This is a genomic window from Streptomyces sp. NPDC059816, assembly GCF_042732055.1.
GTDB lineage: Bacteria > Actinomycetota > Actinomycetes > Streptomycetales > Streptomycetaceae > Streptomyces.
This window is the reverse complement of sequence record NZ_JBHWIQ010000030.1, coordinates 45,241-59,838: the sequence shown is the minus strand read 5'-3', so window position 1 is coordinate 59,838 and position 14,598 is coordinate 45,241. Positions and strand designations below refer to the sequence as shown.

Sequence of the window (14,598 nt, the reverse complement as noted above, 5' to 3'; positions counted from 1 at the left end):
CGGGGATCGGCCGTCCGGCGGAGCGCGCGGGGCAGGTAGCCTAGCTCCGTGCCCCGCCTGTCTGAAGTCATCGCCGCGCTCGACGCCCTGTGGCCCCCCGAGCGGGCCGAGGGGTGGGACGCCGTCGGACCCGTCTGCGGCGACCCCGACGCCGAGGTGCGCCGGGTCCTGTTCGCCGTCGACCCCGTCCAGGAGATCGCCGACGAGGCGGTCCGGCTCGGCGTCGACCTGCTGGTCACCCACCACCCGCTCTACCTGCGCGGCACCACCACCGTCGCGGCCTCCCACTTCAAGGGCCGCGTCGTGCACACGCTGATCAAGCACGACGTGGCGCTGCTCGTCGCCCACACCAACGCCGACCGCGCCGACCCGGGGGTCTCCGACGCCCTCGCCGGTGCCCTGGACCTGAGGGTCACCGGCCCGCTGGTGCCCGATCCCACGGACCCGACGGGCCGCCGCGGCCTCGGCCGGATCTGCGAACCCGACCGCCCGATGACCGTGCGCGAGCTCGCGGCCCGGGCCGCCGAGCGGCTGCCCGCCACCGCGCAGGGCATCCGGGTCGCCGGCGACCCCGACGCGCCCGTCCGGACCGTCGCCGTCAGCGGCGGCTCCGGCGACAGCCTCTTCGACGACGTGCGGGCGGCGGGCGTCGACGCCTTCCTCACCGCGGACCTGCGCCACCACCCGGTGTCCGAAGCGCGGGAGCACAGCCCCCTCGCGCTGCTCGACGCCGCCCACTGGGCCACCGAATGGCCCTGGTGCGAGCTGGCCGCCGCCCAGCTCGACACGATCTCCGACCGGCACGGCTGGGGACTGCGCACCTACGTCTCCCGCACGGTCACCGACCCCTGGACCGCCCACGCGGCGTCCGCACCACCACTCGTCACCACCAACGACCCGGGAGCCCCCAACTGAACGCCGCGCCAGCCGACCAGCTCCGACTCCTCGACGTCCAGGCCCTAGACGTCCGGCTCCAGCAGCTCGCCCACAAACGGAGGTCGCTGCCCGAGCACGCAGAGATCGAATCGCTGGGCAAGGACCTCGCCCAGCTCCGTGACCTGCTCGTCGCCGCGCAGACCGAGGAGAGCGACTGCGCCCGGGAGCAGACCAAGGCCGAGCAGGACGTCGACCAGGTCCGTCAGCGCGCCGCCCGCGACCAGCAGCGGCTGGACTCCGGTGCCGTCTCCAGCCCCAAGGACCTGGAGAGCCTCCAGCGCGAGATCACCTCGCTCGCCAGGCGCCAGGGCGACCTGGAGGACATCGTCCTGGAGGTCATGGAGCGCCGTGAGTCCGCCCAGGAGCGGGTCACCGAGCTGACCGCCCGGGTCACCGCCGTGCAGGCCAAGACCGACGACGCCACCGCCCGCCGGGACGCCGCCAGCGGCGAGCTCGACGCCGAGGCGGCGACGGCCACCAAGGAGCGCGGGCTGATCGCGGCCACGATCCCGGCCGACCTGCTCAAGCTGTACGACAAGCTGCGCGAGCAGCAGGGCGGCATCGGTGCGGCCCGCCTCTTCCAGCGCCGCTGCGAGGGCTGCCGTCTGGAACTCAACATCACCGAGCTGAACGACGTGCGCCGCGCGCCCTCCGACACGGTCGTGCGGTGCGAGAACTGCCGCCGCATCCTGGTCCGCACCGCCGACTCCGGCCTGTAGGGGAAGCGTTCGTGTCGTCTGCGGTGCGGGAGTTCGTGGTCGAGGCCGACGGCGGTTCCCGGGGCAACCCGGGTCCCGCGGGCTACGGCGCCGTCGTCATCGACGCGGCGAGCGGGGAGGCCCTCGCGGAGGCCGCCGAGTACATCGGTGTCGCCACGAACAACGTCGCCGAGTACCGGGGGCTGATCGCGGGGCTCCGTGCCGCGCACGCGCTCGACCCCGGTGTCCCGGTGCGGGTCCGGATGGACTCCAAGCTCGTCGTGGAGCAGATGTCGGGCCGCTGGAAGATCAAGCACCCCGACATGAAGCCGCTCGCCGCCGAGGCCGCCGCGGTCTACCCGGCCGGGCGGGTCACGTACGAGTGGATCCCGCGCGAGCACAACAAGCACGCGGACCGGCTCGCCAACGAGGCGATGGACGCCGGCAAGCGGGGCGAGCAGTGGTCGCCGTCCACCTCCACCGCCGACCTCGGCGAGGTCCGTCCGCCGGTGCGCGAGCCCGGTGACGCGGCGGCCGGCGCGGCGAGGGCGCGCGCCGCCCTGGCCGCCGCCGCGGGGACCGCCGCATCGGCGTCGGAGGGCGCCTCCTCGGCCGGGGAGGTCAAGGCCCGTGCCGACCTGCGGGCCGCGCAGAACATCAGTGCCGCCGCCCCGAACGGGACCCGGCAGGCGCCGAGCACCGGTTGGGGCCCCTCCGCCGACATGGGCCCGCCCGCGACGTTCGTGCTGCTGCGGCACGGCGAGACGCCGCTGACGCCGTCCAAGGTGTTCTCCGGCAGCGGGGGCGGCGACCCCGCGCTGTCCGAGGTGGGCCGTGCACAGGCGGCGCTCACCGCCGAGGCGCTGGCCGCCCGGGGCACCGTCCAGGCGATCGTCTCCTCACCGTTGAAGCGGTGCCGGGAGACCGCCGGGGCCGCCGCCGACCGGCTGGGGCTGCCGGTGGCCGTCGACGACGATCTGCGCGAGACCGACTTCGGGGCCTGGGAGGGCCTGACCTTCGGCCAGGTCAGGGAGGAGTACCCAGACGACCTGACGGCCTGGCTCGCCGATCCGGCGGTCCGTCCCACGGGCGGCGGCGAGAGCTTCCTCGCGGTCGCCGAGCGGGTGGAGCGGGCGCGGGACCGGCTGCTCGCCCGGTACGCGGGCCGCACCGTGCTGGTGGTCACCCACGTCACACCGGTGAAGACCCTGGTGCGTCTCGCACTGGGGGCCCCGCCCCAGGCCCTGTTCCGGATGGAGCTGTCCGCCGCAGCGCTCTCGGTCGTCGCCTACTTCCAGGACGGCAACGCGAGCGTGCGGCTGCTCAACGAAACGTCCCACCTGCGCTGACGGCATGCCGTCAGCGCAGGTGATCAGCGGGCGGTGGCCAGTGCGGCGGCCTCGCGGGCCAGGGCCTCGACGCGGTCCCAGGCGCCGGCCCGCACCTCGGCCTCGGGGAGCATCCAGGAGCCGCCCACGCACGCCACGTTGGGCAGCGCCAGGTAGGACGGGGCCGTCGCGACGCCGATGCCGCCCGTGGGGCAGAAGCGGGCCTGTGGCAGCGGTCCGGCCAGGGACTTGAGGTAGGCGGTGCCGCCGGCGGCCTCGGCCGGGAAGAACTTCATGTCGCTGACCCCCCGCTCCAGCAGCGCCACGACCTCCGAGGTGGTGGACACCCCCGGCAGGAACGGCACCCCGGACTCCCGCATCGCGTCCAGCAGCGCGGGCGTCCAACCGGGGCTGACCAGGAACTGCGCCCCGGCGGCCACCGCGGCGGCCACGTGTTCCGGACGGGTCACCGTGCCGGCCCCGACGATCGCGTCCGGGACCCCTTCGGCGACGGCCCGGATCGCGTCCAGCGCCGCGGGGGTGCGCAGGGTCACCTCGATGGCCGGCAGTCCGCCGTCGACCAGGGCCCGCGCCAGCGGTACGGCGTCGGCGGCGTCCTGCACGACGACCACCGGAATGACCGGCGCGAGGTCCAGCACGGAGGTCGGAGCGGAACCGCGGGCACCGGAGGCGGGCGGGGGCGGGGCGGGCTGCGAGGAAGTCATGGCGCCCATCCTGCCGCCCGAGGAGCAGCATGCGCAAAGCGTGTTGCGCATGCTGCAACGTGTTAGTGGATCTCGGTCACCACGACGTCCAACGACCACGGGGCACCCGCCCGCGCCGGCGGCTGCGCCTCCACCAGGTACCCGAGGTCCCGCAGCGCCCCCACGAGCTCCGCGGGCCCCTTCGGCTCCGCACCCGCGGACAGCAGGCTCCGCACGATCCGCCCCTTCGTCGCCTTGTTGAAGTGGCTCACCACCGACCGCTTCTCCACCCCGTCCACCACCTGGGCGTGCAACACCCGCACGGTCGCCGTCCGCGAGGCGACCTCGCCCTTCGGCTTCCAGGCCGCCGCGTACGCCGACGAACGCAGATCGAGCACCAGGCCCCGGTCCGCCGCCGTGGGCAGCACCTCGGCCATCACCGGCCGCCAGAAGGCGCCCAGCGCGCCGAGCCCCGGCAGCTTCACGCCCATGGCACACCGGTACGGGGGAATCCGGTCGCTGACGCGCACGGCCCCCCACAGCCCGGAGAACACCAGCAGCGAACGGGTCGCCCGCCGCTTGGCCGCCGCATCCAGCGACGCCAGGTCCAGCGCGTCGTACAGCACCCCCGTGTACAGCTCACCGGCCGGTCGGGCGCCCGCCGTGCGCAGCGTCGCGTTCTTCCCGACCTCCGCCCGCTGCCCCTCGCTCAGCCCGAGCACCGCCCGCGCCGCGTCCTCGTCCCCCAGACACAGCCCGACCAGCGCGTCGAGCACCGCCTCCCGCGCCGGCGCGAGCCCCGCCAGCGACAACCCCTCCGCCTTCAACGGGGCTCCCCGGCCGGCGGCGGCCTTGCCTTCCGACGGCGGCAACAGCACGAGCACGGCTTCTCCAGTGGCGCGAAGTGACCGGGGCGACCGACCCCGGCCGCCCAGCCTAAGCGCTCCGCGGCCCCCCGCCCGGCCGCGGCCCGCGGTCAGAGACCAACGTCCCTGGCCCAGGGTGCGGCCGACCGTTTAGGGTGCGTACGCGGGGGTTTTGTCGCACGGTCGGCCTGGGTGCGGACCGTCCCGGCGCAAGGAAGGAACAGACCGTGCCGTTGCCACAGCCCCCGGTGCCCGTCCCGGCTCGGACCGCGCTCACCTGGGACGTCACCTTCCCCGCCCCCACCGCCCCGGACCAGCCGCCGCGCGCCGCCGCCGAGGGGGTCAGCCCGGCCCTGCTGCGCCGGGTGGCCGGATTCCAGCGGGCGCAGCTTACCGACGCCCGCTTCCTGTGGTGCGAGGACGGCGACTGGGCCCTGTGCCACCTGGAACTGAGCACCGCGCCCCAGGAGGAGCCCGTCGTCACCCTGCGGACCACCCCGCTGACCGGGCCGCCCTCCGGGCTCACCGCCCGCGAGGTCGACATCATCTCGCTGGTCGCCCTCGGACTCTCCAACCGCGAAATATCCAGCCGCCTCGGCACCAGCATCCGCACCGTCACCACCCAGGTCGAACGCCTCCTGAAGAAGCTCGGCCAGGACTCCCGCGCCGGACTCAGCGCCCTCGCCGTGGACCGCGACCTCATCCGGCTGCCCATCCCCGGCGGGGTCGAGCACCGCTCCGGCATCCGCGTCCTCGACATCGAACGCCACGCCGCGACCGTCGTCGGCCTCCCGGTCGCCCGCCGCAGCCGCCGTCACCACCCCGCCACCGGGCGCGCCGGACGGGCCACCGTCCGGATCGGCACGATCGTCGTCGCCGGGGCGTTCGCCGCCGACGGACGGGAGTCCGCGCGCGGCGCCGCCCTCGCCGTCCGGGACATCAACGCACTGCGCCACGACCACGGACGCTCCGTGGAGCACCTGACCGTGCACATCGACCCCTTCGACCCCGCATCGGTCGAAGACGCCCTCGCCGAACTCGCCGAGGCCGACGTCGACGCCGTCACCAGCAGCTACGCCAGCGCCCTGAGCCCCGCCGTCTTCGGGTTCGCCGCCGACTTCGGGCGGACCTTCCTGCACACCAACACCTGGACCCGCAGCGTCGACGCGGTCCGCGCCGACCCCCGCCGCCTCGGACACGTCTTCCAGACCTGCCCCTCGGAGACCGCGTACCAGTCCGCCCTCCTCGCCTACCTGCGCGGTCAACGGGCCGAGGGCGGCGCCCCGCCCCGGGTCGCCATCGTGGAACTCGACGGCTACGGCTGCGCGATCACCGACGACACCTTCACCGCACGGGTGCGCGAGGCGGGCTGGACCGTGACCTCCACGCACCGGGTCGGACTCACCGTCGAGCACGTGGACGACCTGGTCAAGGAGGTCGTCCACGACCGGCCCGACCTGGTCGTCGTCTCCCACCTGAGCGTGGAGACCGCCGCGGCGCTCCAGAACGCGATCACCCGGCACCGGCCCCACCAGCTCACCTACCACATCTACACCCCGTCGGTGCCGGGCTTCGCCCGCCGCATCGAGCACCGCGGGGGACAGGTCATCTGGTCCACGGTCACCGGCCGCCCCGACGACCCCCTCGGGCTGCGCTTCAGCGAGCGCTACGCCCGCGCCTTCGGCGTCCCGCCCGGCCGCAGTCAGGCCAGCGCGGCGTACGACCAGGTGCGGATGGTGCACGCCGCGTTCTCGATCACGGGCTCGCTGCGCCCCGAGGCGGTCGGCGCGTACCTCCGGGACTCGGCGTACCGCGGGGTCAACGGCACGTACCTGTTCGCCTCGCCCGGTCAGGCGGTCTCCGGCTACCCGTACGACTCCGGGGACGCCAGCCTCTCCCAGCCGATCCGTACGTACCGCCTCTCCACCGCCGGCCAGGAGCTCCTTCCCCTCCCGGCCTGACGGCCCTGCCCGACGGCACGGCCCTGCCCGACCGCACGGCCGCCGCGTCACTCCGCGAAGAACTCCGCGTACGCGTACGCGACCCGGGGCACCGTGCACGGGTGCCCCAACGCCAGGTGCATCTCCTGCCGCTGGGGCAGGAAGATCGCGCTGGCGACGGTCGACCCCTGCTCCAACGGGTGCTCGGCAGCATTGGGGTGGCAGCACAGGGAGTCGGGGAAGTTCTCGTGGTCGCTCAGCACCTCGTGCCAGCCGGCCACCGACGGCTCGGGCATCAACTCGGCCGTCTGCTCGCCGCGGGCCCGCCGGAACGGCGAATCCGGCATCACCCGGGGACCGAGGTCCTCCGCGACCGACCCGAACTCCCCGTCGCCGCCGTGGAAGTGGTTCGCGTGCACCAGGTACTGCCCGCTCTCCACGGGCGTCCGATGGACCTCCGCCCGCCCACCGGGACGGGTCTCCGCGTCCACGGCGCGACCGTCCCCCACCAGCAGGTAGTTGGCGGAGGACGACCGCTCGACCCGGTCCAGCAGCGCCAAGCCCTCCTCGACCGACGGGGAGTCCAGCAGCGCCCGCAGCATCAGGTGGTACGGCACCCCCACCTCACCGACGTCCCGCGAGGTGACCAGGGCGTTGGTGAGGACGGTGACCCCCGCCGCGTTCATCCCGAACTTCGCGAGCAGCCCCGCCTCGACCACCGACACCCACCGCGGCCCGCGGTCCGGCACGGACTCCAGCACCACCACCGTGTCGTGCGAGAACGGGATCCAGTCCCAGTTCTGCCCCACGATCGGCTCCGCGCCCCGCAGATCGCAGAAGGACGTGCACTCGGCGGGCGGACGCCCCGCGCCCGCGGCCCGGGCCGCCGCGATCTTCCGGGCCTTCCCGGAGAACAGGATCTCGGTCCGCAGGTTCAGCGCGAGCACGTCCTCGAAGGACACCCCCGCGCCCTCGGCCACGCCCCGCATCTCCGCGAGGTAGCCGGCCCCGGCGCGCGGCCCGTCCGCCGCCAGGTGCACCGCCTCGAACCGTTCCAGCGCGGGCAGGAACGACTCCGCGAGCTCCCTCGCCCCGGACCACGTCAGCCCGGCGAACTTCGCGTACACCTCCTCGTACGCGGTCAGGCTCGCCTGCACCTGTTCCTTCGCCGCGGCCCCGTACTGGCGGCCCCGCTCCAGCGGCCCGCCCTCCGTCCGGATCACCAGCGCCGGCGCGTACGCGACGTGCGCGGCCCGCGCCCCGCCGCTCATGCCGCGCCCTGCCCGCCGTCGACGGCCACCACGACGCCGCTGACGTACGAGGACTCCTCGGACGCGAGGAACACGCAGACCCGTGCGACCTCCTCGGCCGAACCGAGCCGCCGGGCCGGAATGCGCTGGAGGACCTGGGCGAACGCCTCCGGGTCACCGGACACCGTCGTCATCGGGGTGTCGATCACGCCCGGTGCCACGGCGTTGCAGCGGATGCCGCTGGGCCCCCACTCCACGGCGAGCTGTCGCGTCAGGGCCTCCACCGCACCCTTGCTGGCGCTGTACGCCGCGCTCGGCTCGCCCGCGTCACCACGGGCCGCCGCGATCGAGGACAGCAGGGTGATGCTGCCGCCGGCGCCCCCGTCGATCATCTGTCGGGCCGCTGCCGCGGCCACCAGCATCGAACCGCGGGCGTTGAGCCCGACGACGGAGTCCCAGTCGGCGGCGCCCGTCGCGGTGGCGGCCCGGAAACGGTAGACGCCCGCGCAGTGCACCACCGCGTCCGGTGCCCGCCCCTGCCAGCGTCGGGCCGCACCGTCGAACGCCTCCTGCACGGACCGCTCGTCACTCACGTCACAGGCGAGCACGGGGTACGGGGCGTCCTCGGTGGGCCGCAGGTCCAGCCCGACGACGGACCAGCCGAGGCCCCGCGCCAGGTCGGCGGTGGCCCGGCCGATGCCGGAACCGGCGCCGGTGACGAGCAGCCGGCGGGGCGCCGGGGCGCCCGGATCGGTGGGTGTGACGCTCATGAGGTGAGCACTCCTCCGTTGACGTTGATGGTCTGGCCGGTCACGTAGTGGGCCCCGGACAGCAGGAAGTGCACGGCGTCCGCGACGTCGTCGCCCGTACCGTGCCGGTCCAGGGGAACCTCGGCGGCCACCCGCTGCCGCTCCTGGTCGGGGGTGCGACCGCTGCGACGGGCCCGGGCGGCCAGCTCCTCGCGGTGCATCTCGGTCATGATGTAGCCCGGCGCCACGGAGTTGACCGTGGCCACCGGCGCCAACTCCACCGACAGGGTCGCCATCAGCGACTGCACGGCCGCCTTCGACGCGCTGTAGGCGCCCGCACCGGGCGTCGGCACCTGGGCGAACAGGGAGCCGAGCACCACGATCCGACCGCGTTCGTCCCCTCGTCCCAGCAGCGGTGCGACGGCCCGCGCACAGCGCAGCACCCCGAAGAAGTTGATCTCGAACACCCGGCGCACGGCCTCGTCGGAGGTCTCCAGCAGCGGGGTGTCGGGACCGCCCACGGCCGCATTGGCGACCAGCGCGTCCACCGCACCGAACACCTCGACGGCCCGGGCCGCCATCCGCTCGGCGCCCGCCTCCTGAGCCACGTCCACGACGACCCCGACCGCCTGCCGCCCCGTCGGATCCAGTCGCCGGGCCACCGCTTCGACCTCGGGGTCCACATCGGCCAGCAGCACGTTCCAGCCGCCGCCGAGCAGCCGCTGCGCCACGGCCAGCCCGATGCCCCGCGCCGCCCCGGTGACCAGGGCGGTACGGCGTCGGTCGGCCCCGGCCCCGGCCCCCGCCCCGCTCACGCCGCCACCTCGACGGCCCGCACGGCGGCGGCGATCTCCTCGCCGCGCGCGAACCAGATCCCGTCGTCCGCACGCAGCCGGGTCAAGAACGCCTCCAGCATCCGCAGCCGCCCGGGCCGTCCGATGATCTGCGGGTGCACGGTCAGCGTGACCAGGCCCCCGCCGGCATGGATCGCGGAGGTCTCCTCCTCCCACACCTCGGCGACCTCCCGGGCCGACCGCATCGTCTTGTTCCAACTCGTCGCGTCGAACCAGAAGTGCGGCGCGTCGTCCAACGACCAGTGCACGGGCACCTCCACCAGCCCGTGACCGGGGTGCGTGTAGGGCCGGACGGCGTCCATCATGTTCGACGCGTACGAGAACCCGTGCGCGGCCAGCAGTTCCAGCGTGTTCCCGCTGATGTCCCAGGACGGCGACCGGTAACCGTGGATCTCACCGGCGATCGGCCGCAGTGCTTCCAATCCGCGGACGAGTTCCGTTTCCTCTTCGTCCCGGGCCATGAGGTGCGGGGAGCGATGGGTGTATCCGTGGTGACCGATCTCGTGTCCGTGGGCGACAACGGATTCCAGTACGTCGGGATAGCGAACGGCGTCCCCGCCACACACGAAGAACGTCGCCGGAATATCGAGCCGGGCGAAGATCTGGAGGAGTTCCGGCACGGCGGTCCGGGCGCCGTACCGCGCCTGGGAGAGAACTCCGGGGCGGGCGGCGTTCGCGGGGTCCTCGGCGAGCCACAATTCATCGGCGTCGAAGTCGACGGTCACCGCCATGGCCGCTCTACAGCCCACAGGCCACATGTAGGGGTCCTCTCATCGCTCGCGGGATCGCACCGCAGGTCCCCTCGCGGGAACGGGTCGCGGGATTGAGGAACACGGTATCGGCCCAGGTCGCGGGGCGAACTCCGTAAGATTACGTACGAGCCGCGCCGACGGCAGCGCGCCCCGGGAGCCGAGCACCGGGCCCCGGCGGGGCCATACGTACAGTTGCGTATGTCGGTCACCGCCGCGGTTTGCCACCCTTCGGGAATCGATGGAACCCCGTTGAACCGACGGGCGCGGAGAGGAATCAAGCCGGTGTCCAGTACCACGACGGAGAAAGCACCCCAGCTGACGAGAGTCCTGAGGCTGCCCGCGATCGTTCTGTTCGGTCTGACTTACATGTCCCCGGTAGCCGTGTTCACCACGTACGGAATCGTGGGCGCGGAAACCGGCGGGCACCTTCCGGCCGCCTATGTACTGGCGCTCGCGGTGATGCTGTTGACCGCGCACAGCTACGGGCGAATGGTGCGGAGTTTCCCGGCAGCGGGTTCCGCTTACAAGTACTCGCAAAAGGTCTTCGGCGGTCACGTCGGTTTTCTGACCGGCTGGACCCTGATGCTGGACTACCTGTTCCTGCCGATGGTGTCGTTCCTGCTCGCGGGCATCTACCTGCACGCCCAGTTCCCGGGCGTCCCGCAGGGCGTGTGGAGCGTCCTGGCGCTGCTGCTGGTGCTGGCGTTCAACGTCATCGGGGTGAAGTTCGTCAGCAAGGTCACCGCGATCATCATGGGTGCCACGGCCGTGCTGCTGGCCGTCTTCGTCGCCCTGGCCGGCGCCAAGTCCAACGTCCCGGCCGGTGAGCTCTTCGACTCCTTCGTGCCCGCCTCCGACCAGTGGTCGCTGCTGGCGGGCGGCGCCGCGATCCTCGCGCTCAGCTTCCTCGGCTTCGACGCGGTGTCCACCCTCGCGGAGGAGGCCCACAACCCGCGCCGGACCGTTCCGCTCGGCATCATCCTCACCACCGCGATCGGCGGCGGCCTGTTCATCCTGGTCGCCTGGGTCGGCGCCCTGGTCCGCCCCGACAACAACTTCACCGACCCCGACTCGGCGGGCGCGGAGCTGATGCGCACCGTCGGCGGCGGCGCGATGAGCACGGCGTTCACCGTCGTCTACGTGATGGGCTGCATCGGTTCGGCGATGGTCTCCCAGGCGAGCGTCTCGCGGATCATCTTCTCGATGGGCCGTGACGGACTGCTGCCGCAGCGGGTCTTCGGCCGGTTGAACCCCCGCTTCGGCACCCCGGTCGGTGCGCTGATCGCCGTCTCGACGGTTGCCCTGCTCTCGGTGGCCCTCACCCTGGACCAGGCCGTCGTGATGATCAACTTCGGTGCGCTGGCCGCGTTCTCGATGGTCAACCTCAGCGTGATCAAGCACTACCTGACCGGCCCCAAGCGTTCGCTGACCCCCCGCTCGCTCCTGATCAACGGCCTGCTGCCGGGCCTCGGCTTCGCCAGCACGGTGTGGCTGTGGACCAGCCTGACCGGTGAGACCTTCGTCGTCGGCCTGGTCTGGATGGCGGTCGGCGTGGTGCTGCTCGCGATCACCACCCGGTTCTTCACCCGCCGCCCGCCGGAGCTGCACATGGGCATGGAGGACGAGGACCTCACCCCGGGCGTCCCGGGAGCCCACCGCGAGACCACGGCGGACCCCGTGAGCTGATCGACCGGCCGCCCCACGACCCCGCGCCCCGCCCCGGGCACCCCCCACCTCTCCGTGGGACCCGGGCGGGGCGCTCGTGTGTCCGTGCGTTCTGCGCGTCTGCCCGTTTGCGCGTCCTGCACGGGCTCAGCCGGTGGCGGCCACCGCGGCACGCACCTCGCCGACCAGGGCGTCCGGGTCCTGCGCGTACAGATGGAGGACCGAGAAGGACTCCGTGCGGCCGAGGAGCGTGGTGTGGGTCAGCGGGGTCGCCAGCTCCAGGGTGACGTTGGTCAACGCGCCGACGTCCAGGACCAGCTCGCCCGGTGGCCGCTCGGGGGAGGTGCGCAGCCCTCGACGCACCGCGGTGATCTCCGCGAACGGAATGCGCAGGTCGACCGCGGCGCCCTTGCGCACCCGCAGCTCGGTGGCGGAGAGGACGTGCGGACGGGTGACGGCCGCCGACTGGAGCCCCAGGACCATCAGGAGCGTGTACACGTCGAGCACCAGCATTACCCCGTGGAGGACCGGCAGGTCACGTAGCAGATAGGAGATGCCCACCGTTTCGACCAGGCAGGCGAAGGCGACGCCGTAGACGATCGCGGCCTGGCCCTTCGCGTAGCCGAAGGCCCGGTGCCCCGCTCCGACCCCGTTCCGCCGGCGGGTCATCCACAGGACGTGGGCGTGCAGGACGCGCCCCTCGTGCCGCACGATCCGTCCCAGGGCGCCGGGAGCCCGCGGCGCTCGCTTCCGCCCCGCTTCCCGTGCCTCCTCCGGCCCGTCCCCCTGCTCGGCCCCGGTCGCCGTCCCGTTCGCGTTCAGGTCGCTCACGCCGCTCACCGGTCCGCCAGGAAGAGGGCGATGGCGCGGTGCACCGCTGCGGCCTGGGCGGGGGCGAACTCCGCGAGGACCGAGTCCATCAGGCCCGGCGGGGCCCCGTCGCCCGCGGTCGGCGCCGCGTCCGTCATGTGCTCCGCGAGCGACGGGGGCAGGAGCGCGGCCAGGGCCCGGGCCGCCTCGTCCACCCGGGGGTCGGCGGCGTCCGCCTCCGCCAGGTCGTCCAGCAGGGCGTACACCTCGTGGGCCCGGTCCGCCGCCCCCGGCGTCTGCGTCATCTCCCCGAGCACGGAGACCAGTGGGGCCCGGTCGTCGCCCGAGGTGGCGGAGTCCAGCAGGATCAGCAGTTCCCGGTCCTTCACCGCCATCGGGGACGCCGGGGCGTCCGGTCGTGACGCCGCCAACTCGCCGAGCAGCCCGGTGAGCTGGGGGGACACCGGGCCGTCCGCCGACACCCGCCCCGCTCTGGCCTCGGTCAACAGGGCGCCCACGCGTCGTCGTTGCTCGCGCAGCGCCACTTCCTGCCCGGCCAGGTCCTCGTCCAGTTCGGTCAGCACCTCGGCCAGCTCCCGGCCCGCGTCGTCCGCGATGACGTCGCGCACCTCGGGGAGTCCGAGGCCCAGCTCGGTCAGGCGGCGTATCCGGGCCAGCGCGACCGCGTGCCGCAGCGCGTAGTCGCGGTAGCCGTTGGCCCGTCGCTCGGGTTCCGGTAGCAGCCCCAGGTGGTGGTAGTGGCGGATGGCGCGGGTGGTGACGCCGACGACCGAGGCGATCTCTCCGATTCGCATGCCCCCAGTAGAAACGTTGACGCTGCGGCAGGGTCAAGCCCGTCGATTGACGGCTAACGACGTTAGCTTTACTGTGTGGCTAACGACGTTAGCTGCGGTTGTCGGCGACCTCCGGGCGCGACACCCCCACCCCTTCGAGGAGCCCTCGTGACCACCACCGCCACCGAACCCAGCTGGAGCACCCGCACCGCGCCCGGTGGACGCACCCGGGCCGTGCCCGCCCCCGCGCTCCGGGTCGCCTGGTTCGCTGCCGCCCTCTTCTGGACCGCGTTCGCCGTCCTGGAGGGCGTCAACCACGGCTGGCTCGCCGGCGGCACGGCCCTGCTCTTCGCCGTCGCGCCCGACCTGGCCCTGCTGGTCGGCATCCGCGAACAAGGCGGTCTCGTCCGGGGCCAACTGCCGCCCCGCGCCGTCCCGTACTACAACCTCGCGCACCGGGCGATGATCCCGCTCGGCCTCGCGGTCCTCTACGCGTTCGCCGCCCCCAAGGAGTGGGCCCCCCTCTTCGCGGGCCTGTGCGGGTGGCTCGCCCACATCTCGTACGATCGCGCCTTCGGGTACGGACTGCGGACGAAGGACGGTTTCCAGCGTGGCTGAACGGCACACGGGCGCGACGACGGAGCTCCCCCCGGGCGCACGGGACCCGCTGTCCCGCCTCACCCCCCGGGGTCGGGAGATCGTCCTGGCCGCGCGCGCCCTCGTGGAGGAGTCGGGCCCCGCCGCCCTCACCATGCGGGCGCTCGCAGACCACCTCGGCATCAAGGCGCCCTCGCTGTACAAGCACTTCCCGGACAAGGCGGCCGTCGAGGCCGAGGTGATCGCCCTCGGACTGCTGGAGACGGCCGAGGCGCTGGAGGCCGCCGAGGAGCGCTTCGCGCGGTCCGCGCCGTTCGTACCCGAGCCCGGGGCGGCCGTCGACGAGCCCCGCACGCTCCTCGCCGCCCTCGCCCGGGCCTATCGGGCCGACGCGCTCGCGCACCCGCACGTCTACCTCCTCGCCACGGAACGCCCGCTGCCCCGCCACGCCCTGCCCGAGGGTCTGGAGGCCCGGGCGGCCATGCCCCTGATGCGGGCCTGCGACTACGACGTGGACCGGGCCCGCGCCGTGTGGGCCTTCGCGCACGGCATGGTGAGCCTGGAGATCCACGGCCGGTTCCCGGACGACGCCGACCTCGCGGCGACCTGGCGGGCGGGCGTACGCACCCTGGAACGCTGACCCGCCGCGGGCGCC

15 protein-coding genes are annotated in these 14,598 nt (G+C 73.7%); 7 read left to right on the top strand and 8 right to left on the bottom strand.

Annotation, left to right across the window (positions count from 1 at the left end):
* The first annotated feature begins 48 nt into the window (after positions 1-48).
* The 3 genes from ACFV88_RS30540 to ACFV88_RS30530 are packed head-to-tail and all read left to right on the top strand — an operon-like array spanning position 49 to position 2,983.
* Positions 49-915 (top strand): Nif3-like dinuclear metal center hexameric protein, encoded by an 867-nt coding sequence (locus ACFV88_RS30540; protein ID WP_385495280.1) that lies wholly within the window; start codon positions 49-51, stop codon positions 913-915.
* Positions 912-1,655, top strand: a complete 744-nt coding sequence (locus tag ACFV88_RS30535; protein WP_385495314.1) for a zinc ribbon domain-containing protein — start codon at positions 912-914, stop codon at positions 1,653-1,655. Before ACFV88_RS30540 ends, ACFV88_RS30535 begins: the two co-directional genes overlap by 4 nt.
* Positions 1,656-1,678: 23 nt before the next feature.
* Positions 1,679-2,983 (top strand): bifunctional RNase H/acid phosphatase, encoded by a 1,305-nt coding sequence (locus ACFV88_RS30530; RefSeq protein WP_385495313.1) that lies wholly within the window; start codon positions 1,679-1,681, stop codon positions 2,981-2,983.
* A gap of 23 nt (positions 2,984-3,006) precedes the next feature.
* On the opposite strand, the gene eda is transcribed toward ACFV88_RS30530, so the two are convergent.
* Together eda and yaaA are read right to left on the bottom strand one after the other, a co-directional pair.
* Positions 3,007-3,687: a bifunctional 4-hydroxy-2-oxoglutarate aldolase/2-dehydro-3-deoxy-phosphogluconate aldolase gene (eda, locus tag ACFV88_RS30525; protein ID WP_385495279.1), complete on the bottom strand. Its 681-nt coding sequence runs from the start codon at positions 3,685-3,687 to the stop codon at positions 3,007-3,009.
* Between the two features lie 62 nt (positions 3,688-3,749).
* Positions 3,750-4,550, bottom strand: coding sequence for a peroxide stress protein YaaA (gene yaaA / locus ACFV88_RS30520; RefSeq protein ID WP_385495278.1), 801 nt, complete (start codon positions 4,548-4,550; stop codon positions 3,750-3,752).
* A 209-nt stretch (positions 4,551-4,759) separates the two neighbouring features.
* Here yaaA and ACFV88_RS30515 point away from each other — a divergent pair, with 209 nt between their 5' ends.
* A complete protein-coding gene (locus ACFV88_RS30515; RefSeq protein WP_385495277.1) occupies positions 4,760-6,493 on the top strand; it encodes an ABC transporter substrate-binding protein in 1,734 nt (577 codons plus the stop codon).
* A gap of 47 nt (positions 6,494-6,540) precedes the next feature.
* Here ACFV88_RS30515 and ACFV88_RS30510 read toward each other — a convergent pair whose 3' ends face one another.
* From ACFV88_RS30510 to ACFV88_RS30495, 4 genes are read right to left on the bottom strand one after another with little or no spacing between them, the layout of a single operon-like run.
* The gene (locus ACFV88_RS30510) at positions 6,541-7,743 is read right to left on the bottom strand and encodes a C45 family autoproteolytic acyltransferase/hydolase (protein ID WP_385495276.1); all 1,203 of its coding nucleotides are present in this window, start codon (positions 7,741-7,743) and stop codon (positions 6,541-6,543) included.
* Entirely contained in the window at positions 7,740-8,492 is a 753-nt protein-coding gene (locus ACFV88_RS30505) for an SDR family NAD(P)-dependent oxidoreductase (protein ID WP_385495275.1), read from the bottom strand. Before ACFV88_RS30505 ends, ACFV88_RS30510 begins: the two co-directional genes overlap by 4 nt.
* The gene (locus ACFV88_RS30500) at positions 8,489-9,286 is read right to left on the bottom strand and encodes an SDR family NAD(P)-dependent oxidoreductase (protein ID WP_385495273.1); all 798 of its coding nucleotides are present in this window, start codon (positions 9,284-9,286) and stop codon (positions 8,489-8,491) included. Before ACFV88_RS30500 ends, ACFV88_RS30505 begins: the two co-directional genes overlap by 4 nt.
* On the bottom strand, positions 9,283-10,056 hold the full coding sequence (locus tag ACFV88_RS30495) for a polysaccharide deacetylase (protein WP_385495272.1): 774 nt from the start codon (positions 10,054-10,056) through the stop codon (positions 9,283-9,285). Before ACFV88_RS30495 ends, ACFV88_RS30500 begins: the two co-directional genes overlap by 4 nt.
* 303 nt (positions 10,057-10,359) lie before the next feature.
* Here ACFV88_RS30495 and ACFV88_RS30490 point away from each other — a divergent pair, with 303 nt between their 5' ends.
* Entirely contained in the window at positions 10,360-11,763 is a 1,404-nt protein-coding gene (locus ACFV88_RS30490) for an APC family permease (protein ID WP_385495271.1), read from the top strand.
* 126 nt (positions 11,764-11,889) lie between these two features.
* Here ACFV88_RS30490 and ACFV88_RS30485 read toward each other — a convergent pair whose 3' ends face one another.
* Together ACFV88_RS30485 and ACFV88_RS30480 are read right to left on the bottom strand one after the other, a co-directional pair.
* On the bottom strand, positions 11,890-12,573 hold the full coding sequence (locus ACFV88_RS30485; RefSeq protein ID WP_385495270.1) for a hypothetical protein: 684 nt from the start codon (positions 12,571-12,573) through the stop codon (positions 11,890-11,892).
* A gap of 5 nt (positions 12,574-12,578) precedes the next feature.
* Positions 12,579-13,367 (bottom strand): MerR family transcriptional regulator, encoded by a 789-nt coding sequence (locus ACFV88_RS30480; protein ID WP_385495268.1) that lies wholly within the window; start codon positions 13,365-13,367, stop codon positions 12,579-12,581.
* A 147-nt stretch (positions 13,368-13,514) separates the two neighbouring features.
* On the opposite strand from ACFV88_RS30480, the gene ACFV88_RS30475 reads away from it, so the two are divergent.
* A complete protein-coding gene (locus ACFV88_RS30475; protein ID WP_385495267.1) occupies positions 13,515-13,964 on the top strand; it encodes a DUF4260 family protein in 450 nt (149 codons plus the stop codon).
* Between the two features lie 49 nt (positions 13,965-14,013).
* Positions 14,014-14,583 (top strand): TetR/AcrR family transcriptional regulator, encoded by a 570-nt coding sequence (locus ACFV88_RS30470; RefSeq protein ID WP_385495312.1) that lies wholly within the window; start codon positions 14,014-14,016, stop codon positions 14,581-14,583.
* Positions 14,584-14,598 lie beyond the last annotated feature (15 nt).

Bases quoted from the DNA above. Each gene is read 5' to 3' on its own strand.
- eda (WP_385495279.1), bottom strand. From the start codon at position 3,687: ATGACTTCCTCGCAGCCCGCCCCGCCCCCGCCCGCCTCCGGTGCCCGC.
- ACFV88_RS30495 (WP_385495272.1), bottom strand. From the start codon at position 10,056: ATGGCGGTGACCGTCGACTTCGACGCCGATGAATTGTGGCTCGCCGAG.
- ACFV88_RS30505 (WP_385495275.1), bottom strand. From the start codon at position 8,492: ATGAGCGTCACACCCACCGATCCGGGCGCCCCGGCGCCCCGCCGGCTG.
- ACFV88_RS30480 (WP_385495268.1), bottom strand. From the start codon at position 13,367: ATGCGAATCGGAGAGATCGCCTCGGTCGTCGGCGTCACCACCCGCGCC.
- ACFV88_RS30510 (WP_385495276.1), bottom strand. From the start codon at position 7,743: ATGAGCGGCGGGGCGCGGGCCGCGCACGTCGCGTACGCGCCGGCGCTG.